Origin of the sequence: Sinorhizobium terangae, assembly GCF_009601505.1 — a bacterium.
In the GTDB taxonomy this organism is placed as follows: Bacteria; Pseudomonadota; Alphaproteobacteria; order Rhizobiales; family Rhizobiaceae; genus Sinorhizobium; species Sinorhizobium terangae.
On the sequence record NZ_WITC01000057.1, the window covers coordinates 100,763 to 123,020 of the forward strand.

Consider the following 22,258-nt stretch of genomic DNA (forward strand, 5'->3'; position numbering starts at 1 on the left):
CTTGGAAAGATACTTTCTCTCTTTTGGTTAAAATGCGGACTGTGGAGGACGTGATGGCTAGCATTTTCAGGCGAGTATGGCGTCGGGTGGAGAAGCGGGTACGGCTTACCGCACATGCGGCTCGAGCCGACAGTTTCCTGATTTCCTATCCGAAATCGGGCCGCACGTGGTTCCGCTATGTTCTTTCCCACTATCTCGCTGCGATCGCCGGTATTCCCGAGCCTGTAACCCTTCACAACATGTTTTCGATCGTGCCAAATTTCGACCTCGACCCGGTGCGCGGAATTCCCGGTTACCGTTTCCCTGGGGGAAAGAGCGGGATCCCGACGGTCCTTGTCAGCCATCTCGACTACAGCACAAGCCTCTTCCTCAAACGTCCGGTGATCATGATGGTCCGGGACCCGCGTGACGTGATCGTTTCGGCCTACTTCCACGCGAGCCGCCATAAGCACCGTTTCGCAGGCAGCCTTTCGAATTTCATAGCGGACCGTGACCAGGGGACGCCGGCGATGATCGACTATCTGAACCATTGGGCCGACGGTTTATCCAACCGCGCTCACTTCGTTCTGAGTTACGAGGGTCTCTCTGCCGATACAGAGCGGCAAACCGAAGCGGTCCTTGAATTTCTCGGCTGCCCGATAGATCGAAAGGCGCTAAGAGCATCAGTCGAGGCTGGACGTTTCGAGGCTATGCAGGCTCGGGAACGTGCGGAAGGCATTCCCGCTCATGACTATGACCGAAACGATGTCGAAAGCCTGCGCATGCGGCGCGGCAAGGCAGGCGGGTTCAGAGACTATCTGAACGATGCGCAAGTGGCGGAAATCGAGCGCTTGTGCGCAGCGAATCTAACGGCAGCTGCCAAGCGCCTTGTCGGCCGCACCGGACTGCAGGTCTGATCGCGGCAACAGCTTGCGCATCGCGCCTCGAACCGCTGGAAGCTGCACTCTTCACGAGCCCAGCACTACAGCGCCTCATTTGCGTTCACTTGAACGCGCGGCTGTTGTGGCGCTGCGAGCTACGACGTTCGTGCGGCGTAACGCGCTTCCTTGGCGTGGCTCGCACTCGCAAGCACATCACGCATCACGTGTGCCGCCTCCTCCATCGCGGCCATATCAAGAGACGGGTCGACGAGAAACGCCAAGCTCGTCTCCCCGAGTTCCCGGGCGTTCGGCAGTCGCTCGGCCGAGCCCATGCCGATATCCGTAAATGCCTTCTCCAGATAAATCTCCGAGCAGCTGCCGCTGAAACACACGACCCCCGCCCGGTTGATCTCCGTTACGATCCGGTCCCTGCTCCAGTCCGACTTCAGGAGTTCCGGCCTAAGAAAGGTGTAGAACCGGTACCACGCATGCCGAATGCCCGAGGGCGGCAGAGGCGTACGCAGAGCGTCGATCTCCTCGGCGGCGCTTGCGAGAATGGCTGCATTATGCGCCCTGATGCCGCGCCATTGCTCAAGGCGCTGTAGTTGGCGCGATCCCAATACCGCCTGGATGGACATCATGCGCCAGTTCGTCCCGATGGATTCATGCAGCCAGCGGAAACCCGGTGGATGATGCCTGTTGTAAACGGCATCATAGGACTTGCCGTGGTCCTTGCGGCTCCAGGCCTTCTTCCACAATTCGTCATCGTTCATGGCCACCAGTCCGCCCTCGCCTCCGGTGGTGATGATCTTGTCCTGACAGAAGGAGAAAGCCGCAATATCGGCGAAGCTGCCGACCGGCCGGCCATCGATTTCGGCACCATGTGCCTGCGCGCAGTCTTCGATGACCCACAGTCCCTTCTCGCGGGCGAACGCCATGATCGCCGGCATGTCGCAGGGCCAGCCGGCGAGGTGCACGGCGATGATGCCCTTGGTGCGCGATGTCAGCTTCGCCCTGATGGTTTCGACGGTGATGTTCTGGCTGTCACGATCGACATCCGCGAAGACCGCAACCCCGCCCGCCATCGGCACAGTCGAGGCCGAAGCGATGAAGCTTCGCGGGGTAACGATCACCTCGTCGCCGGGCTGGAGCCCAAGCGCAAAGAGCGCGAGGTCGAGCGCCACCGTTCCGTTCGCAACGGCTACCGCATGCTCGACACCAAGATAGCGCTCATATGCGGCCTCGAAGTCACGGACATGCGGCCCTGTCCAGGCATTCACCTCGCCCGATCTTAGGACGGACACGACATCCTCGATTTGCTCCTCGTCGTAAACCGGCCACCGTCCCATTCATCCCTCCAGCTCTGTATTTAATCGGTCTCCGGCCACATGCCGAAGGAGCATCGGATCGTCGGGCCAGCTATCGCGCCGGCCGGCTCCCACGAAGCTCAAATCACATGCCTAACCAGGACGAACGCTTCGGCCGCCTGGCGCATCACGGTCGCACCGCGCAGTGTGGCGAGCGCGCGCAGTGTCGCTATGGAACGCTCGTGCGGTGCTTCGCGCAGCTGCGATGCGAACATCTGCATTGCCTTCACCTTCACGTCGAGGTGCTCGGTAATGTCGACAAAAACATTTGGAAGAAATCCTGGTGATAGATACGGAGCATTCCAGTTCGTTTCCGAGAGCGTTTCGTAGGCGAGGATCAGCTTCGGATACTCTGTCTGGTGTGGTCGGCAAGCAACCAGCGCTGAAGTGAAGGTCAGCTGATGATCCATGTGCATGTCGCCCACGAACGGCACGAGCACGGTTCGGGGCGACAGGCGGCGAACGACGTCGAGCAGCGTGCTGTTGACGGTCGCGTGCGCCGTCTCCGCAAGCTGGGCGGCAGGCAAACGCAGCCACAGGGTTTCTCGCACGCCCAAAGCCCGGTGCGCCTCCCTCGCCTCGGCCTGCGTCCTGGCGATGGTCGCCGGGTCGAAAGCCGGCGGCTTTCCCTCGGTTACAACCGCTACGAAGACCTCCTCGCCCTCCGAGGCTAGCTTCGCGATCGTCCCGCCGGCGCCGAGAACCTCGTCATCGGGATGTGGAGCGACGACCAAAGTGCGCCCAAAAGAAATATGCGAAACATCCATGGGACCCCCAAAAGACCTTGCCGCCACGTATGCGCTCCCGCCTGGCGAAGAAAACATATGCCCTGGCTTTGTTAGCGGCCCGTTGTGTCCGGGGTGCCTCTGACCCCTCCGGCACCTCACCAGCTGCCGACACGCGCACTATCGCATCATCATTCGCGGCTGCTGCCCGCGAGAATGATGCAAAAGGAATTCCTTGGCAACTTTTAGATGTAAATCGTTAATTCGTTCTCCGAAAACGAGTGTCTTTAGTGTCAACAAAAAAATTCGAGCATCGAGCCAAACGCCAGCGTGTCCAACATACCAAAGATCGAGCGCGATCTTCTCCTCATCCGTAAGCAGCGTATTGCCATTCACCTGCGCCCATCCCGTCATGCCGGGAGCAACCTTCGAGCGTACGCGGCCAAGCTCACCAAAGCCTGCAATAGTCGCCAAAGGAAGCGGGCGCGGCCCCACCATCGACATGTCGCCTGCGAGCACGGCAAGCAGTTGCGGCAACTCATCAAAGCGAAGTCTGCGCAACATCGCGGTCGCAGCGGTCTGTCGCATTTGGTCCGGCAACAGTGCGCCGTCCTGTCCGCGCGCGTCCGTCATCGTGCGAAATTTGGCGACAGTGATGACACGCATGCCCGCGCCGACGCGTGCCTGGGTGAAGAACAACGGCGAACCAAGGCTCGCCCAAACGACGACCGCCGTTACCGCCATCAGCGGCAGGCAGAGGACGAAAAGCATTCCGCCAAGTGCGCAATCAAGCACGCGCTTGAGATAGTATGATCCCGAGGAGGTAGGCAAACTAAAGGCGGAGAAGGCGTGCTCTCGATTTGGCTTCAAGTCTATGTCCCTTTGGCACACGGAGCGGACTTTTCAGTATAACTTGCCGACAATCCTACATGCCCGCGATAGCCACGACGACCACGTCGCCCGGCAGCAATTCTGTCACGAGGGACGCCTGTAAACTGGTCGGTTTGCCGCCAACGGGGCTTCGACGGATCTCATAGGTATATGAAACCTGATTTTTTTTCGTTTCATCTTCGGCCACGGCGGCCATAAGCAGCATTTGCTCTTCAGCGGAGTGTTGGCTCGAAATCAGCTTCTTGATGGCAATTTCACGCTGTTGGAGCTGGGTCAAAATCTCCTTCTTCCTGTCGGCTGCGAGTTTTGCAAGTTGAAGCTTCAACTCGCTCAACTCCTGACGTGTCCGCGCAAGGGTGGCGAAGGTTTGCAGGAGCTGGGCCTTCTCGGCCGACGCGTTGTTCTCCGCGCGAGAGAGCTCGCTTTCAGTGTTCAGCCCGCGTTTTCGAAGCGCACCAACGCGCGCCACATCTTCCACGCTGTTCGCAACCACATCCCGTTGCTGCTGCACAAGCTCGTTCAGGATCTCTATTCCACCCTCGGCTTGCGCAATCCCTTCGGTGAGAATTTGCGTCTGCGATTTGTTGGCGGCGAGATCCTCTTTCAAGATTTTCGTCTCAAGCTCAATGACGCCGTCAAGCGGCACGCCTTCGACATATGTGCGGGCGAACTCCGGAACGTCGCTCAGTTCGATCTTCTCGCTGGATTTCAACTGCGCCGCGAGTCTTGCCGTATAGACGGCTTCATGAACGATTTCGGCTTTTGCGGCGTCTATTTCCGAGCGGAGGCGGGCACGCGCGATAAGCCGGTCGGACGCGTTTACCGCGACGACCTGCATGCCACCTGCCAGGCCGATAGCTTGCTCGACCGTCACGCCATTATAAAAGGGAAACGAACCGGGACTCCTGACCTCGCCTAGTACGAGTATAGGCCGGAAGCTCGAAATGTTGAGGGACAGCTTTGGATCGACGAGGATCTCGTGGCTCCGGTATTCCTGGCGCAGCTTATCCAAGGTCTCCGTTATCGTCAGACCCAGCACCTTAACCCCGCCAATGAGGGGGAACTGTGCTTCGCCGTTGCCGGAAACAGCCACGGTTACGGGCAATTCGGCATCGTCGAGGAAGTCAAACGTCAGTACATCGCCCGTATTGAGCCGGTAATCATCTGCATTCGCACGCGACACCAGCCCTATTGATAGTCCGACTGCCAACAGCACGACCGCAAAAACATATGCCCCCCAGGCCCGCAGAGGCAAGCTCATGGCCGCTAGCGCAGGTAATATCCCCATCGCAACCGCACCCCAAAAAGCATTAAAGAAAAGGCTGTCAAAATATATTGCGCGACTATATTCTCCCTCGCACTGTCACGTCAAAGGATTTTAGCTATTTTTTTGCGCCGGGGCTGTGATCGATAAGGCGACACTCCTCGAGGCTCATACACCAGATTGTGCGTACGGTCGCGGCAGGTGTTCTTGCCCGATGAAACCACCCCGGCAGACCAAAGATTTAACAAGGGCATCAACCACGTGTGCCACGGCCGTAGGGCGGCGTCTCTTTTCTCAGCTGGCCTCGTTGGGGGGCAGGAGGTATCGTTTGGCGATCGGGAAAAAACTGGCTAAAAATTTTAACGGTCTCAACAAGATATTCGCTGGGGAAAAAAGCCTGAGAGGCCGCCTGGGAAATATCGGGCATCTACTCACTGGGAATGCGCTCACTTCGCTATTAGGCCTCGTCGGTTTCGCCTTGACGGCGAGGGCGCTCGGTCCGTCCGATTATGGCGTCCTGGCGCTCTGCTTCACCTATACGAATGCGGTGGAACGTCTCGTAAACTTCCAGTCCTGGCAGCCGCTGATCAAATTCGGTGCGCAATCCGAGAGCACGGAAACGCTCAAATCGTTGCTCAAGTTCGGCCTCCTGCTTGACGTTTCCGCCGCAGCGACCGGATGCGCGATTGCCGTGGCGCTGGTGTGGGTCTTCGGTCCATGGTTCGGGATTTCGCCCGAGATGTCGGGGCTCGTCACCCTCTATTGCGCCATTTTGCCGTTTCAGATCTCCGGCATGCCGATGGCCGTGCTGCGCCTTTCCGGCAAGTTTCGGTCCATCGCCTACGGCCAAGTCGGTTCGAGCATTTTCCGCATAATATTGTGCGCGATTGGCTTTGCCTTCGGCGGCACTTTGCGTGATTTCGTGCTGATATGGATGGCAGCCCAGATCGTCGGCTCGCTGACCCTCGTCGGCCTTGCGCTTGCAGAGCTGCGAAAGCAGGGAATGTTGGGGGGCATGCTTACTGCGTCCGTTCGCGGTATTACCTCCCACTTTCCAGGTCTCTGGAAATTCGCAATTTCGACGAACCTGTCGCTGACGCTACGTTCGAGTGCCAACCAGCTTGACACCCTTCTCGTCGGCTACCTGGCTGACCCGACCGCCGCGGGTCTCTATCACATCGCCAAACGCATCGGCCGCATGGCACTGCAGATCGGTGACCACGTCCAGGCCGTGCTCTACCCGGATTTGGCTCGGGCCTGGGCCTCGAGCGCGTTCAAGGAGTTTCATCGGGCCGTTGTACAAATGCGGACGCTCCTTCTCGGCTTCGGATTATTGCTGATTGGCGGGGTGTATTTGACGATCGATCCGGTGCTGAGACTGGCTGTCGGTTCGGAATTCGAGGCGGCGGCCCCGTTGGTCGTCGTTCAATCCATTGCCGTGAGCATGACGTTGTACGGGACAGTTACCCGCTCGGCGCTTCTGGCCATGGGGCGGGAAGACCGTGTCTTGAAGGGCGTGTTCGTCGCAACGATTGCGTTTCATGCCACGGCGCTGATGCTGATCCCGCGGGTCGGCCCGATGGGCGCCAATATCGCTCATATCGTCATGGCCTTCATCTGGCTCTCGATGATGGCGGTCGCTTATCGCCAGACCTCGGCGATACGGTAGAGCTCTATGATGCGTTGCCGCGCAATTCCTGAGCACTCGCGGTCGACGGCTTGCTCAACTTGCACACGTTTATTATCATGAGCTCACATTCTCTGTAATCCTTGATGCACTTTGTCCATTTCGATCGTGAGAGTTTTTTCCGCACCGCTTTTGAGTAGAAGGACGTACTTAAGTGGCTTACATCATTGATGCTGAGGAAGAAGGTCTTCTTCCTGGTCCCGGAAAAAGTGTCATAACCTTTCCCTTTGCGTGCGATGAACTGCGCGACAGCCGTTTGTTTGCGGCGGGCGTGATGCTCGCCTCTGCTCACGGGCCCACCCGAGCGCGTCGCCAGCTGCGCGCAAGAGAATTGCGAATTTCGAGCCGATCCAAATGAAGAGCGTTCGCGGCGCGTGATCTGTCGCGCTCGGCTGTGGACGCGTATCTTCAGCCCTGCGCGGGCGCTGTGAGGGGGACAACATGAAGTTGCAGGACATCGATTTCCTGATCATTGGCGCGACCAAGAGCGCCACGACATGGCTCCAGCAATCACTGCAGCAGGACCCGAACATATACATGCCGGCTCCGGAATTGCATTATTTCAGTCGTTACTATGATCGTGGAGACGAGTGGTACCTATCAAACTTCGAAGGATCGAAGGATCAACGTCTCGTCGGCGAAAAGTCCAACTCCTATTTGGACACCGAGGGCGCGGCTGAACGGATAAAACAAAAACTTCCGAAGGCGCTGTTGATCGCGCAACTACGCAACCCCATCGAGCGCGCCTACTCTGACTACTGCATGCTGTACCGCAGGGGCGAGGTCGACCGCGACATCGCAAGATATCTTGACCCACGCAGCGGTGCCGGCGGACGCTTCCTCAACGGCGGGCTGTATTTTCAGCAATTGCAGGCCTATCTCGATCGGTTCCCGGCCGAGCAGATTCTCGTCGTTCTTTACGAGGACATGAAGATTGACGCGAGTGCACAGCTCGATCGCGTCCGAAAATTCATGAAGATAGCCAATGACCTGCCGCTTCGGCCCCTGGACAAGAAGGTCAAGGACAAGGCCGAGCCGGTGATCAACCCGACGTTGCGCCGTCTGCTGCGCCCGTTCAAGCCGATGGTGGCCCCTTTCAGGAAAAGCGCGGGCTTCAAAAAGCTGCGGTCGATCGCCGCCGCCGAAGTGCAGTACGCGCCGTTGAGCGGCGAGCTGCGCGCGCGCATGAGCGATTTCTACGCCACGGAGATAGAGAAACTCGGCACGATCGTCGGCAGGGATCTGAATGGATGGCTAAGAAATGGAAGCGTTCAGCAATGACGGATGGCCAATTTTGCTGGGCGTGCATGCGGCCCATCTCTTTCGCGTGACGACTACTGCCGGCGCCTCGTAAAGTTGACGCATCGGAACTATCTGTTATGCTCAAACGTAAAGCACAATGCATGACTTTCATTTATTGTTTTCCCGGTCGCCAGCACCGATGACTGTTAATCAGCGGATTGCTTGGCGGCAAACCTTTGGTTGAACTTATTTTTTATGTCTTGGCGGAGTAACTTTTGTCATGACGAACTCACAAGGCAATTTCCCCTTGGTAAAACATCCGCTGGTGACCGTACGATTGCAGCAAATGCAACGTTGTCTCGTCGCCTTCGCCGACGTGCAAGGATCATGGGTGCAATGGGGAGGCACCCTGATGGTCGACGCTCGAGTCCGGCGACGCAGCCAGCCTACGGTGCCCGTGCAATTCTCCCCGCCTGCGCGGCAGGAAGGAGCGCCAGCATGAAGCCGCCCATCCGCACAGTTATTGTCGATGATCACCCGCTGGTGATTGCGGGTGCGCGAGCCCTGATCGAGAAATCCGGGGACATTCTCTGCGTCGGCGAAGCCAGGACCGGCGCCGAAGCCATGATTCAGATCAGTCAGGCCAAGCCGGATGTCGCAGTACTCGACGTGTCACTGCCGGACATCAGCGGTCTCGAACTGGCCGCAAAGGTCATAGCTAACGGTCACGCCGCTCACGTGGTGATAATGACCCCCTACCATGACCGCTCCTATGTTCAGCAAGCGCTGCAGGTTGGCGCCAAGGGATTTGTCCAGAAATGTTCGGCGGCGGAGAATCTGTTGCTGGCGATACGTTCGGTGATGCTCGGCGGACTCTTCTTCGACTCCCTGACTGCGCGCGAGGTGGCGAATTCACCCGCCGAGCGGAGCCCCGCAGCGATGGGTGCGCTGGGACTAACCGCCCGCGAACAGGCGGTCCTTCGACTGGTCGCGCTCGGGTATTCGAACAAGGAGATCGGCGCCCACGCGAATATCAGCGTCAAGTCGATCGAGACCTACAAGGCGCGCGCCACCGAAAAGCTCAACTTGCGTTCGCGGGCGCAAATCGTGCACTTCGCCTTGACCCACGGCTGGATGAGCGTCAATTGATGCCAGCAAATTCACCGACCGGCAGGATCAAGGGTGTGCCAGAGGTAAACCGGAGTTGGCCGCAATGCGGTTGGCCACTAATCTACAGTAAGTCCACATTGCTCGCTCGGCCAAGCGATCCGACCTGAACTGCCCCCGGCAAAAAGTCCTTTGCGGGAGGGCCGTAGCGCAAAGCATTGGAGGTTGTCGTGCGCATAGCATTCGTCCTCTCGGGGCTCGGCGCGGGCGGCGCGGAGAAAATCGTCAATCTCCTTGCGCACCATCGCCATGCACAAGGCGATACCGTACACGTTCTCGCAGTCAACGCTGATGGCCCGAAATCCTATTTTCCCTACCACAGTGCCGTAAAGATCGAAGCGCTCGGAGTTTCGGCTCGCGCCATCCCACGCATTGCACAGGCAGCACTACGGCTGTCGAGGCTTCGACGTCGGCTGGCGGCGCTCAAGCCGGATCTTGTCATATCCTTCCTGACCAAGGTCAATGTCATGGTCGGCCTGGCTACCCGCGGACTCAATACGCGGATCATCATGTCGGAGCGCAACAACTTCACGTCCCAGGAGACGCATTTCCTGTGGCGGCTCGCTCAGCCGGTTGCTATCAAAAGCGCGGCGCGCTTGGTTATGCAAACTCAGGATGCCTTTCAATCGCTACCGCCGAGCTTGCGCGGGAAAGCGGAGATCATACCCAACCCGGTCACGCTGCCGCCCGATGTTGCACGCGTTCCGAGCCAAGGCACCCGCGTCGTCGCCGTCGGTCGCCTGGAAAGGCAGAAAGGCTTCGATTTGCTCCTCGAAGCGTTCAGCCACGTGGCACGATCCGTTCCGACGGCCCAGTTGACCATATTTGGCGATGGGTCTCAGCGCGGCGCTCTCGAGCACCTCGCCCGAGAACTCGGCATAGGCGACAATGTCAAGATGCCAGGTATTACCAAGTTTCCACTCGAATGGGTTGGAGCGGGCGATATCTTCGTGCTGAGCTCGCGCTTCGAGGGCTTCCCGAACGTGCTTCTGGAGGCGATGACTGCGGGTTTACCGTCAATCGCATTCGATTGTTCGTGGGGACCGTCGGAAATTCTCAGCAGTCCGGATGCCGGTTTGCTTGTCCCCCCGGGCGATGTCGGGCAACTGAGTGAAGCCATTCTCTCTCTCATGGCCGACCCGACCCTCAGAAATAAGCTTTCCACCTACGGGTCGGCAGCCGCTTCGGCGCGGTATGCGACCTCATCTATCCTGCAGCAATGGGATAATGTGATCGCCAGATCCGTTAAGCCGCCGTCGCTTAAATCGACTTATGGCGAAAGCGCTGCTCCCCCTCGTGCGGAACGCCATGCCTAGCCCATCGGCCCGAAAATCGGACCCGATTTTCAGAAAGCACGATGCGTAGACTCAAAGAGTTAGAGCGTCCTTTGTGCGTCCTAAAGGATGCACGGCGCTGTAAGCGCGTTGCGTTCAATCGCACTCATGCGACGACCTTTAAGTCATTGCTCTTATGCATGTCGTTGTCCCAAAACGCTGCACACTTTTGGGCGACATCCATTACAGCGCCGCGCGTCCAATCGGACGCGCGGCGCTGTAGGTCATTGCGGCGACGGCTTCAGATAAAGAACCGGGCTGCCATATCGATCCTTGAAGCCAAGGTCGGTTGAAGGCAGATAGCCATTTCGCCGCGCATAATCGAGCATCGGCCGCTCAAGCACCTCGTCGAACCCCAGCAGCAGCGCGGCCGGCGGGTCAGCCTCGAATATGGCCGTGATGCGGCCCGGCGACGTCATCCTGTACCAGGCTGCAAGCGCCGGTTCGGTGAAATCTGCGGTTCGATAGGCGAAAGGCCCTGTCGCCAGTTCCGGATAGACCTCCAGATGACCCTCAAGCGGATAGATCGGCGACAGCGTGGCCACCTTTCCTTGCGCGCGCGCCACCGCTATCCGCTGCGACATGGCAACACCAGCCTCGTGAACCCGCGTCACCGTCCACCGGTCCGCCCGGACAGCTGTTCCGACATACTGGGCAAGACGCGGCGCCTCTATCGCTAGAACCACCATCGTCGCGGCAACAAACACTGGCTGGAAGCGTGTGCGCGTCTCGGGCTCAAGGCTTCCGAAAAGCAGAGCGAGCCCCAAGGGGAGACAGATCAGCGGCGGCGCGAAATATTGGGGGAAGCTCGGCGTGGGCAAGAGGCTCATGGCGGCGCTGCAAAGGAACGCGCCGGCGACAACGAGAAGCGGCCCGTTTACGATGCGGGAAAGCCGCGCTCGCCCACCGCCATCCGGTGCCTGGAGTGCCGTCAGAAAAAGTGCGACGAGAACGGAAATCACCACGGCGCAGGTCGCGGAGAACCACATGCCCTGCGCGAGCAACAGCTTCGCCACCAGCGATAAAGCCTGCTCTTCCCCAGGTGTATTTGCTGTTCGCCAATACTGCAGATGCGGACCTGTGTGATATTGCACAACATGGGCAAGGAACCTCTGCGGCGCCAGGAGCAAGGGTATGAGAATCGGTATGCCCCCCACCAGCCCTCCTGCAGCAAGCGGCGCAACGACGCGCAGAAGGCGATCCTTGAAGCGGTAAGCGCGCGGCAGCAGGAAAGCTGCGATTGCCACCGGCGGGATAAAGGCCACGGCACTGATCTTGAAGGCAGCGGCAAGTGACAGGCAGAGGCCCGCAATCGCAAACAGGAAAGGCTTGGGATGGCTCTCTCTGACGGCGAGCACGAACAGCCCGAGCCCGATGAACGCGAAAGGCAGCGGTAGAAAATTATTCGTCGCCGCCATGCCTGTCTGCGTCAGGAAGAGATCGTTCGCAACGGTGAGGACGACAACGCACCAGCTGACCAGTCCGGATCGCGTCAGCGCGTAGGTGATGGCTCCGATCGCCGCCAGCAATAACATCCATGCAAGAAACACGGACAGCCGGCCACTGAACAGCAGATGATCCGAGCCGACGATCGCACCGACCCAATGGAAGAACCACGCCGAGCCCGGCGGATGATTGTAGAAGAAGTCCTCATAGAGGCGATGGTGATCGAGCAGCGCGATTGGCGGCACGTACAGCTGCTCGTCCTTACGCATCTCGTAGTTCATCACGCGCAGCAGCAGGGCGAAAAGAAGCAGCGCCGAAAGAATGAAGATTGCCGCCCGATAGAGCAGTGCCCTCAGATCTGCCGAGGGGATTGCGACCTGTGATGGAGTGACCTCTTTAACATCCGTCATTCAGATTCCCCCGACCGCAAAGACAATCCAATACTTGGGATATCGAACACATTTGCCGCCGGCGGCCCGCAGCCACGCCTCGCCTTAAGGAAGCACGGTCAAAGGTCTCGATGTCCCATAACATCCTTTTCTGTATCGAAAGCGATTCCTCGGCACCATCCCGGGTTATTCCCTACAAGGCCATAGGGATTATCCTGACACCGCGCAGCTTGCGGATTTACGGAAGGATGGATAGCATGACCTTAAATAATGTATATTTCGAATAATCTTGGACAAGTGTAGCTTAATTACAGTCGTTTTAGTACTGAAATCTTCGTGCCCGATCGGCTTGTTCGCTTTTTTCATTCACGCCCGGGCGGATGCTTTCACAGGTTCGCTATGCGCACCCGTTTACTTCTATGATTCCTGAGGCTGGCCTTGGTTTAAGGCGAAGCGACGCAGCAAACATAACCTTGCGACCTTGCGCGTCCAAAAGGATGCAAAGGGCGCCGCCGTAGACGCGTGCACGAGACCGATTGGATGATCCGATCGGATATCCGTCGCTAAAATTGTTGGAGGCCGTCATGAAGGTCGTGCTTTTCGCAGGAGGTCTCGGATCCCGCCTCGCCGAGGAGACCGTACGCATTCCGAAGCCCATGGTGGAGGTCGGCGGCAAGCCCATCATTCTCCACGTGATGGACATATACAGCCATTGGGGCTTCAACGACTTCGTCGTCGCCGGCGGCTACAAATGCATGTTCATCAAGAACTTCTTCCACAATTTCCACTTGTCGACTGCGGATTTCACGGTCGCGCTTGGAAACGGTTCCATGGTGCTGCGCCCGGTCCATCCCCTCGACTGGAACGTGTCGGTGGTCGACACCGGCCTTTCGACGATGACTGGTGGCCGATTGCTTCGGCTGCGTGACTGGCTCGACGGCGAGACCTTCATGGCCACCTATTCGGATGGGGTCGGCAACATCGATATCCAGGCGCTGCTCGAGTTCCACCGCTCGCACGGTCGCCTGGCCACTGTCACCGCCGTGCAGCCGCCGGCGCGCTTCGGCAACCTGGAGATCGAGGGCGACAAGGTCGTCGAGTTCACGGAAAAGGTGCGCAAGCACGAGACCTGGATCAATGGCGGCTTCTTCGTCTTTGAACCAGGCGTACTGGATTACATCTCTGGGCCGTCGGATCCGTTGGAGATGGCGCCGCTGACGAATCTCGCTCGGGACGGTGAACTCTTTGCCTACAAGCACAAGGGCTTCTGGCATCCGATGGATACGGTGCGGGACCGTGATTATCTCAACGGCCTTGCGGAAACCGACGATCCGCCGTGGATGCAGTTTGACCCAAGGCCAACATCTCAGTCTGCCGCGGCTGAGTTACCGCTGGCACGATTCTAGGCGGAGCGAGAAACGTGAACGAGACGGATCTCTCGCAGATTCTACGCGGCCGCCGCGTTCTGGTCACCGGCCACACCGGTTTCAAGGGCGGATGGCTTTCGCTTTGGCTTCGCCGTCTTGGCGCGCATGTGGTTGGTATTGCCCTGCCGGCGGTCGCCCCCTCGTTCTGCTCCGCCGTTGACCTCGAGGGCCTCGTCGACGGGCGCGTCGGCGACATTCGCAGCGAGGCAGGCTTCGGGGAGAGCATTGGCGGGCAGGACTTCGACCTCGTCATTCACATGGCGGCGCAGGCCGTGGTGCGCGCCTCCTACGAGATGCCGGTCGACACCTATATGACCAACGTCATCGGAACGGCCGTGGTGCTCGATGCGGCGCGCCGCATGCCGTCGTTGCGTGGCATCGTCGTTGTCACGAGCGACAAATGTTACGAAAACCGGGAATGGGTGTGGGGATACCGAGAGAGCGACCCCATGGGTGGTCGCGACCCGTACAGTTCGTCGAAAGGATGCGCGGAACTGGTTGCCGCGGCCTACCGCTCCTCCTTCTTCAGCGATCCAGGGGGTCCGCAACTTGCCACGGTGCGGGCTGGCAACGTGATCGGAGGCGGCGACTGGGGCGCCGACCGGTTGATTCCGGACCTGGTGCGGGCTGCCGAAACCGGAATACCGGCGCGCCTCAGGAACCCGAAAAACGTAAGACCATGGCAGCATGTTCTTGAGCCGCTTCGCGGCTACCTGATGTTGGCGGCCGGCCTCGTTGATGCCGGCGCGCGCTTCGCGGGGGGCTGGAATTTCGGCCCCGAAAAGGACGCAACGGTGAATGTCGGTGCGCTCGCGGAACTGGTCGTCTCTCAATGGGGCGGCCGACCGCCCGAATATATCGCCGAACGCCGGGTCGACGAACCGGCCGAGTCGGTCGTTCTGCGCCTCGACAGTACGAAGTCGCATGTCGAGCTCGGCTGGAAGCCCTTGCTCCGGCTGGACGAGGCCGTCGCAATGACCGTCGCCTGGCACCGCAGATACATGGAAGATCCGACAGACATGCGCCGGTTCTCACAACAGCAACTTGACGGATACGCAGCAGACTGGGGCCGAGCGGCCTGAACCGCAGATGGGGAGCATCACATGCGTGTCAATTATGGGCAGGCCGTTTACGGAGAAAAGGAAATAGCAGCCGTTGTCGATGCCATGCGGACGTCGACCCAGATGGGCCGCGCGGTGAGAGGAATGGAGGAGCGTGTTGCGGCGCTCTTCGCCAAGCGGCACGGCATCATGGTCAATTCCGGATCTTCGGCCAATTACCTGGCCGTGGAGATGCTGCAGTTGCCGCAAGGCGCGGAAGTCATCACCCCCGCCCTGACCTTCGCAACAACCGTCGCACCTATCGTCAGGGCGGGTCTCGTACCGGCATTCGTCGATGCGGCGGAGGCGACCTACAACATCGATGTCGACGCGATCGAACGGATGATCTCGCCCAAAACCCGGGCCGTGATGATCCCGTCACTGATCGGCAATCTTCCGGATTGGGATCGCATTCGTGCGATTGCCGATGCGCATGGGCTATTCGTCGTCGAAGACAGTTGCGATACGCTCGGCGCCACCATCAAAGGCGCCAGCACCGGCAAGCGCTCCGATATCAGCACGACCAGCTTCTACGGCTCGCATGTGATTACGGCGGCCGGAAACGGCGGCATGCTCTGCGTCAATGACGATGAGCTGGCGCGCCGCGCCAGATTGATGCGGTCCTGGGGCCGCACCTCGTCACTGTTCGTCGATTCCGAGTCGGTCGAAAATCGTTTCAACGTCGACATCGACGGCTTCTCCTATGACGCGAAATTCGTGTTCGAGGCGCTCGGCTTCAATTTGGAGCCCTCCGAGATGGGTGCCGCCTTCGGGCTTGTCCAGCTTGATAGGCTCGAAGAGAACATTGCCGCCCGGGAGCGCAACTTTGCCGCCCAGTTGGCCTTCTTCAAACAATACGAGGACTGGTTCATCCTGCCGCGGCAATTGCCCGAATCCCGTACCGGCTGGCTTGCCTTCCCGCTTACGGTGCGGCCGGACGCGCCGTTTACCAGGCGCGATATGCAGATCTTCCTCGAACGCAGGGATATTCAGACTCGCCCCGTGTTCACCGGCAACATCCTGCGCCAACCGGCAATGCAAGGCGTCAACCGCCGGGTCTCGCAGGAAGGCTACCCTGTCGCGGACGCGGTGATGCGCGGCGGGATACTGCTCGCCTGTCATCACGGTCTCACGTCAGAGCAACTCGACCATATCCATTCGTCGTTCTGCGAGTTCGCCGACAGTTTCTCGGCGAAGCCGAAGGTGCGAATACCGCTGCAGGCGGGTGCTACTGGAATCTAATGGAGCGAGGTGAGCAAGGAATATGCACAGGATTCCGCCCGCCTCTCAACTATCGGAGACAACCCCGTTCATTAGCTCGGGGCGACTCCGCGATGGCGATCCCGGCGGCACCGGAACATGGGTGAGGCGCTCAAGGAGGGCGGTAATGCTTCGCAGTTCCTGAGCGGCACGCAGGTTTCGCTCTCATGATCAAGGCGCAACAAAGCAGGCTGGTCCAAGTCGATGGCGCGTATTCTCATAACCGGTGGCGCAGGCTTCGTCGGCTCGCATCTTGCGAGGGCTTGCCTTGAGGCCGGCCACCAGGTTCACCTCATCGTCCGACCCGGCTCCGACGACAGCCGGATCCAGGACCTGCGTGTCGGTGTCATCCGACACAATTTTGACCTGCAATCAGAGACAGCGCTCAAACATTGTCTTTCTGACGCAGAGCCCGAGTGCATCTTTCACCTCGCGGCCCGTCCGCGTCGGCCGGAAGCTCCCGACTTCTCCGACGCCAGGGATGCGATGCGAGAGCAGGTGCAAGTGCTGGTCGGCTTGCTGAGCGCAGCCGCAGCCGCGCCCCGTCCTCCAAGAGCGATGATCCGGACCGGCTCGCTCGCCGAATATGGCTCCGCACAGGCGCCCTTTCAGGAGGAGACACGCGAAATGCCGGTCAACGCCTACGGCGCCGAACTCGTGGCTGCCACACACTTGGTCGGCGCTCTTCAGCGTCGCCTTCCGTTCCCGGTCATCACCGCCCGCCTCGCCCTGGTCTACGGCTCCTGGCAGTCGACCGCCTATCTCCTGCCATGGCTCGTTACCCGATGCCTGGCCGGAGAGACCTCGATGGTCCGACATCCGGAGGATCGGCGTGATCTGATCTATATCGACGACGCTGTGGGCGGGCTCCTCCGCGTGGCAGCGGCGCAGCTGCCTGGCGGCACGGTCATCAATATCGGCACCGGTTTTGCTCCGACGATGCGTGACGTCGCCCGGCTGATCATTGCCGAAACGGGCGCCGATCCGACACGCGTTGAATACGGTCCGGCGGACGGTTCGTCCGGCATTCCGGATTTCCGCGCCGTCACCGCCTTGGCCCGAAACCTGCTCGGGTGGAGCGCATCCACTCCGCTGGCGGAGGGGCTCGTGCGGACCGTCGCCTGGTATCGCGAGCACCTGCGCTTGCAGGAGCCGCAGAATCAATTGGCGGGCACATCACGCCGGGAACGAACGGGAGCTCCATAGTGGCCGACAAGAAGCCGTTGATTTCTGTCCTTGTACCAGCGTTCAACGAGGAGGCGAACGTCCGGCGAGCCTATGCCGCCATCGTGGATGCGTTCGGCGAAATGCCCGGCTACGGCTATGAGATTATCTTCACTGACAATCATTCATCGGACCGTACCTTCCAGATCCTCCAGGAGATTGCGCGCGAGGATCGCCGTGTCCGCGTCATCCGTTTCAGCCGCAATGTCGGATATCAGCGCTCGCTCCTCGTTGCGTACAAGGCGGCGACTGGCGATTGCGCCGTTCAGATCGATTGCGATCTCCAGGATCCGCCGAACCGCATACCTCAGATGGCGGCGCTATGGCGGCAGGGACATCAGGTCGTCTACGGAATTCGCCGCTCGCTCACGGATGACTGGTTCACCGCCTTCCTGAGGCGTGCTTTCTACCGATGCATCAACGCCTTGAGCGAAGACGACCTCCCCCTGAACGTCGGTGAATTCCGCCTGGTCGACAGGCGCATCCTGGATGAGTTGCGCCGGGTCGACGACACGTCGCCCTATTTGCGCGGGCTGATCAGCGCAATGGGCTTCTCCCAAATCGGTTTCGAATATGACCGCGAGGCGCGGGTGGCGGGTGAAAGCAAGTTTCCGTTCAGGGCCATGTTCTCGCTGGCCGTCGACGGCATTCTCAACCATTCGCTGACGCCGCTGCGGATTGCCTCGATGACCAGCCTGATCATGGGAACAGCAACCTTCCTGCTGCTCATCGGCTACGTCATCGGCAAACTGGTTTTCGGCCAGGAATGGCCTGCAGGTTTTGCGACGACAACGATCCTGATCCTGCTCTCCATCACGCTGAACGCGATCTTCCTTGGGATTATTGGCGAATATATCGGACGGATATTCATGCAATCCAAGCGACGTCCGACACCGATAATCGAGGCGAGCTTGAACGACGAATTCCACAGCCAGCCAGAGCATGCGCCGTCGAGAGTGGGGTCAGCCTGATGCGCAATCTTCTCGTCCGCTACACCTTCGGCCGGCAAGAAAGCATCGACAGGTTGCTGCGCTTTGCCACTGTTGGTGCGGTCACTACGACGATCGATTTCGGTCTCTTCACGGGTCTATTTGCCGCCGGCGCCGCACCAGGCCACGCTAACATCCTATCCTATTCCTGCGGCATTCTCGTAAGTTATGTTCTCAACCGGTCGTGGACTTTCCGCGCACGGCACAGTCAGATTCAGGCGTTGAAGTTCGTCCTCGGCACGCTTACCGGCCTCGTGATCTCGACCTTTTTGGTCGCGCTGCTGGCGACGTTCATCCCACCGCCTCTTGCTAAAATTCTGAGCGTTCCTGTGGTCTTCGCCTGGAACTATCTCGTCGCACTCCTGTGGGTCTTTCGGGCCTGATGGACACGCCGAAACGCGCGATGGTTTTGCGTCAATGACATGCGCGGCAAGAAAATGAACGGTGCACGAGCGCATCGCACTGAAGCATTGAGGCATTAGAGAATTAGAGCAATAGAGCGAACCCCTGCCCCCGCCCATTGCGGCTTTCAAGGGATTCCGAACGGGAGGATTTTCCATGGCAACGATCACCGGCACATCCGGAAACAACACCCTGATCGGCACGGATCAAGACGACACGATTATCGGCGCGGGCGGTGACGATCTCATTCAGGGACTGGAAGGGGCGGACGTCATCGACGGCGGCGCGGGCATCGACACGGCCGACTATCGGGAGAAGACGGCAGGGATCACCGTCACGCTCAACGGGATCAATGATGCGGTAGTGACGGTCGGCGGTGTTGCCGAGGACATTCTACGCAAGATAGAAAACATCTATGGCGGCTCGGGTGACGACACCATCACCGGCGACGCGCAAAACAACCTTTTTAGAGGCGGGGGCGGTAGCGACGTGCTTGACGGCGGCGCCGGCAACGACACGGTCGACTATACCGACAAGACGACGTCGGTCGTGGTCACCCTGGGGGGCGCGACACCTACCACGGTGTTCGTCAACGGTCTCGCCGAGGACACCATCAGCAACTTCGAGAACGCTTATGGCGGCTCGGGCGATGACATCCTGACCGGCAATGGTCAGGCCAACACCTTACGCGGCGAGGCCGGAAACGACACGCTTGACGGCGGCGGTGGCGACGATTCCCTCTTCGGCGGCGCCGGCAACGACACGGTCGACGGCGGCGCCGGGGTCGACACTTTTGATCTCCGGGAGAAGACGGATGCGATCGTCCTGACGCTCGACGGCGCCAATGACTCCACTGTCTTTGTTGGCGGTGTTGCGGAGGATACGATCCGCAACATCGAGAACATCGTCGGCGGATCGGCGGGCGACACGCTCACGGGCGATGCCGGCGCCAACAAGCTTTCGGGCGCGCGCGGCAATGATTGGCTGCGGGGCGGCGACGGGGCCGATATCCTGGACGGCGGCGAGGACATCGACACCGCCGATTACAGCGACAAGACAGCCGCCATCGCCGTGACGTTGAACGGCAGCGGTCTGGCCACTGTAACCGTAGGCGGAGTCGCCGAGGACACGATTGCGAAAATCGAAAGCATCGTCGGCGGATCGGCGGGCGACACGCTCACGGGCGATACTGCCGCCAACACGTTCCGCGGGGGTCTCGGTGCCGACGTGTTGGATGGCGGTGACGGCAGCGACACCGCCGATTTCAGCGACAAGACTCAATCCGTTGTCATCGCACTCAACGGTGCTACCAACGCCGTCGCGACTATTGGCGGAACGGCAGAGGACACGGTCCGCAACATCGAGAACATCATCAGCGGATCGGGCAACGATCAACTCACCGGCGATGCGGCCGCGAACACCTTCCGCGGCGGCCTCGGTGCAGACGTATTGGATGGTGGTGCCGGCGTCGATACAGCCGATTATAGCGACAAGACGGCGTCCGTGGTCGTCAGTTTGGCCGGCGCGAACGCCGTCACGGTGTCCGTCGGCGGCGTTGCGGAGGATACGCTTCGCAACATTGAGAACATCATCGGCGGCTCGGGTAACGACGTCCTCGCAGGCGACGGTTCTGCGAACGTACTCGATGGGGCGGGCGGCAGCGACACCGTGGATTATTCCGCGTCGACCAAGCAGATCGCGGTCACGCTCAACGGCTCCAACAACTCATCAGTCCTCGTCGGCGGTATCGCAGAGGACACCATCCGCAACATCGAGAATGTAACAGGTGGCGCCGTCTCAGACGTAATCACCGGCGACGCGCAAGCGAACGTCATCAATGGCGGCGCGGGCGGCGACCTTCTCAAGGGTGCAGGTGGCCTCGACGTCATCGACGGAGGTATTGGTTCCGATACGATCGATTTCAGTGACAAGACCGCCGCGGTGGTCCTGGCGCTGGCGGGGACGGCCAACGCCATCGCAACAGTCGGCGGCGTTGCCGAGGACACGGTGCGCAACATCGAGAACGTATTCGGGGGTGCCGGCGCAGACGTCCTGACGGGCGACGCCGGCAGCAATACGCTGCGCGGTGGCGGGGGCACCGATAGTCTCGACGGCGGAGCGGGTATCGACACAGCCGACTATAGGGACAAGACGAAGTCCATAGCTGTTACGCTCGACGGCGCCAACGCCGTGACCGTCAAGGTCAACGGCGTGATCGAAGACACGATCCAGAACTTCGAGAATATCTCCGGTGGCTCCGCCGGTGATACACTCACCGGTGACAGCCAGGCCAATGCACTGCTCGGCAATGATGGCGGCGACACCCTGAAGGGCGGCCTGGGCAAGGACGTGCTGGACGGCGGCGACGGCGCGGATACGGCCGACTACCTGGAGAAGACCGATGCAATCAACGTCAGTCTCAACGGCACGGCCAATGCGAGCGTCTTCGTCGGCGGCATAGCCGAGGACACCGTCAGAGGCATCGAGAATATTTTATCGGGATCCGGCAACGACACGCTCGTCGGCGATGCCGCAAACAATCTGTTCCGGGGCGCGCTTGGATCTGATTTCATCGACGGTGGCGCGGGCGCCGACACCGCAGACTATCGCGAGAAGAGCGCCGCAGTCCGGGTGACCCTCAACGGATCGAGCGACAGTTTTGTTTTCGTTGGGAACACCGCTGAAGACACCATCCGCAACATCGAGAACGTGTTTGGTGGTAAGGGCAATGACACGCTGACTGGCGACGATCTCGCTAACCGGCTCGACGGCAATGACAACAAGGACCTGCTCACAGGTGGCGGCGGAGTGGACACGCTCGATGGCGGCGCGGGCGTCGACACGGCAAGCTATCGCGACAAGAGCGCGTCGGTCTCCGTCACCCTCAATGGCGCCACGACTGCGACCGTCACGGTTGGAGGCGTGGCCGAGGATACGGTCCGCAACATCGAGAATGTCTGGGGCGGGACCGGCAACGACACTCTCAATGGCGACGGGACCGCCAATCTCCTTTCGGGCGGCGGCGGAAGCGATGCCCTGTTCGGGGGCTCGGGGGCTGACACCTTCCAGTTCGATTTCGCCCTGGGAGCGACAAATGTGGACACGATCTCGGATTTTGCCCCGGAGGATACGCTCGCCTTGTCCGCAAGCGTCTTCACGGCGCTGAACCCCGGCTTTCTCGCCAGCACGCAATTCTACGCGGCGGCCGGGGCAACCACGGCGCAGGATACGAACACCAGGATCATCTATGATACGGTCACCGGCTCGCTCTATTACGATGCCGACGGCAGTCTTTCCGGTGCCACAGCCGTGAAGTTCGCCGCACTGTCGACGCATCCGGGCCTGACATCAGGAGATATACTCGTCGTGTAACGAGCGCTGCTGGACCCATGTGTCGTGTCAGAGGCGGAGTTTATTTTCCGATCCGTGCTGGCGCTGCAAAATGGGGCGGAGCAAACAGCCACTGCTGCAGACGTGCCGAAGT

18 protein-coding genes are annotated in these 22,258 nt (G+C 59.9%); 13 read left to right on the top strand and 5 right to left on the bottom strand.

Going from position 1 to position 22,258, the window contains the following annotated elements; genetic code table 11:
* Positions 1-53 precede the first annotated feature (53 nt).
* Positions 54-896 carry a sulfotransferase domain-containing protein gene (locus tag GHK62_RS14475; RefSeq protein ID WP_153439850.1) on the top strand — a complete coding sequence of 281 codons (843 nt, stop codon included), beginning with the start codon at positions 54-56 and terminating at the stop codon, positions 894-896.
* A 119-nt stretch (positions 897-1,015) separates the two neighbouring features.
* On the opposite strand, the gene GHK62_RS14480 is transcribed toward GHK62_RS14475, so the two are convergent.
* From GHK62_RS14480 to GHK62_RS14495, 4 genes are all read right to left on the bottom strand, one after another.
* Entirely contained in the window at positions 1,016-2,209 is a 1,194-nt protein-coding gene (locus GHK62_RS14480) for a DegT/DnrJ/EryC1/StrS aminotransferase family protein (RefSeq protein ID WP_153439851.1), read from the bottom strand.
* Between the two features lie 98 nt (positions 2,210-2,307).
* Positions 2,308-2,994, bottom strand: a complete 687-nt coding sequence (locus GHK62_RS14485) for a PIG-L deacetylase family protein (protein ID WP_153439852.1) — start codon at positions 2,992-2,994, stop codon at positions 2,308-2,310.
* Between the two features lie 138 nt (positions 2,995-3,132).
* Entirely contained in the window at positions 3,133-3,822 is a 690-nt protein-coding gene (locus GHK62_RS14490; protein ID WP_153439853.1) for a sugar transferase, read from the bottom strand.
* Between the two features lie 55 nt (positions 3,823-3,877).
* Positions 3,878-5,131: a polysaccharide biosynthesis/export family protein gene (locus GHK62_RS14495; RefSeq protein ID WP_153439854.1), complete on the bottom strand. Its 1,254-nt coding sequence runs from the start codon at positions 5,129-5,131 to the stop codon at positions 3,878-3,880.
* A 304-nt stretch (positions 5,132-5,435) separates the two neighbouring features.
* Here GHK62_RS14495 and GHK62_RS14500 point away from each other — a divergent pair, with 304 nt between their 5' ends.
* From GHK62_RS14500 to GHK62_RS14520, 5 genes are all read left to right on the top strand, one after another.
* Positions 5,436-6,776, top strand: coding sequence for a lipopolysaccharide biosynthesis protein (locus GHK62_RS14500; protein ID WP_153440038.1), 1,341 nt, complete (start codon positions 5,436-5,438; stop codon positions 6,774-6,776).
* Positions 6,777-6,948: 172 nt separating this feature from the next.
* Complete coding sequence (locus GHK62_RS14505) at positions 6,949-7,152, top strand: hypothetical protein (protein ID WP_153439855.1); 204 nt, start codon at positions 6,949-6,951, stop codon at positions 7,150-7,152.
* 83 nt (positions 7,153-7,235) lie between these two features.
* Positions 7,236-8,075, top strand: coding sequence for a sulfotransferase family protein (locus GHK62_RS14510; RefSeq protein WP_153439856.1), 840 nt, complete (start codon positions 7,236-7,238; stop codon positions 8,073-8,075).
* A 459-nt stretch (positions 8,076-8,534) separates the two neighbouring features.
* Positions 8,535-9,185 (top strand): response regulator transcription factor, encoded by a 651-nt coding sequence (locus tag GHK62_RS14515; protein ID WP_167528250.1) that lies wholly within the window; start codon positions 8,535-8,537, stop codon positions 9,183-9,185.
* Positions 9,186-9,373: 188 nt separating this feature from the next.
* The gene (locus tag GHK62_RS14520) at positions 9,374-10,519 is read left to right on the top strand and encodes a glycosyltransferase family 4 protein (RefSeq protein WP_167528251.1); all 1,146 of its coding nucleotides are present in this window, start codon (positions 9,374-9,376) and stop codon (positions 10,517-10,519) included.
* Between the two features lie 242 nt (positions 10,520-10,761).
* Here GHK62_RS14520 and GHK62_RS14525 read toward each other — a convergent pair whose 3' ends face one another.
* Positions 10,762-12,393, bottom strand: a complete 1,632-nt coding sequence (locus tag GHK62_RS14525) for a hypothetical protein (protein ID WP_153439859.1) — start codon at positions 12,391-12,393, stop codon at positions 10,762-10,764.
* 563 nt (positions 12,394-12,956) lie between these two features.
* On the opposite strand from GHK62_RS14525, the gene rfbF reads away from it, so the two are divergent.
* The 7 genes from rfbF (at position 12,957) to GHK62_RS14560 (ending at position 22,146) form a co-directional block, all read left to right on the top strand.
* On the top strand, positions 12,957-13,778 hold the full coding sequence (gene rfbF, locus GHK62_RS14530; RefSeq protein WP_153439860.1) for a glucose-1-phosphate cytidylyltransferase: 822 nt from the start codon (positions 12,957-12,959) through the stop codon (positions 13,776-13,778).
* A 14-nt stretch (positions 13,779-13,792) separates the two neighbouring features.
* Complete coding sequence (gene rfbG / locus GHK62_RS14535; RefSeq protein WP_184108600.1) at positions 13,793-14,881, top strand: CDP-glucose 4,6-dehydratase; 1,089 nt, start codon at positions 13,793-13,795, stop codon at positions 14,879-14,881.
* 21 nt (positions 14,882-14,902) lie between these two features.
* The gene (locus GHK62_RS14540) at positions 14,903-16,141 is read left to right on the top strand and encodes an aminotransferase class I/II-fold pyridoxal phosphate-dependent enzyme (RefSeq protein WP_153439861.1); all 1,239 of its coding nucleotides are present in this window, start codon (positions 14,903-14,905) and stop codon (positions 16,139-16,141) included.
* Between the two features lie 222 nt (positions 16,142-16,363).
* Complete coding sequence (locus GHK62_RS14545) at positions 16,364-17,365, top strand: NAD-dependent epimerase/dehydratase family protein (protein WP_153439862.1); 1,002 nt, start codon at positions 16,364-16,366, stop codon at positions 17,363-17,365.
* Positions 17,365-18,354, top strand: coding sequence for a glycosyltransferase family 2 protein (locus GHK62_RS14550; RefSeq protein ID WP_184108601.1), 990 nt, complete (start codon positions 17,365-17,367; stop codon positions 18,352-18,354). The genes GHK62_RS14545 and GHK62_RS14550 overlap by 1 nt, the downstream gene beginning before the upstream one ends.
* Complete coding sequence (locus tag GHK62_RS14555) at positions 18,354-18,755, top strand: GtrA family protein (protein ID WP_153439863.1); 402 nt, start codon at positions 18,354-18,356, stop codon at positions 18,753-18,755. Before GHK62_RS14550 ends, GHK62_RS14555 begins: the two co-directional genes overlap by 1 nt.
* Positions 18,756-18,930: 175 nt before the next feature.
* Complete coding sequence (locus GHK62_RS14560) at positions 18,931-22,146, top strand: beta strand repeat-containing protein (RefSeq protein ID WP_153439864.1); 3,216 nt, start codon at positions 18,931-18,933, stop codon at positions 22,144-22,146.
* The last annotated feature ends 112 nt before the right edge of the window (positions 22,147-22,258 follow it).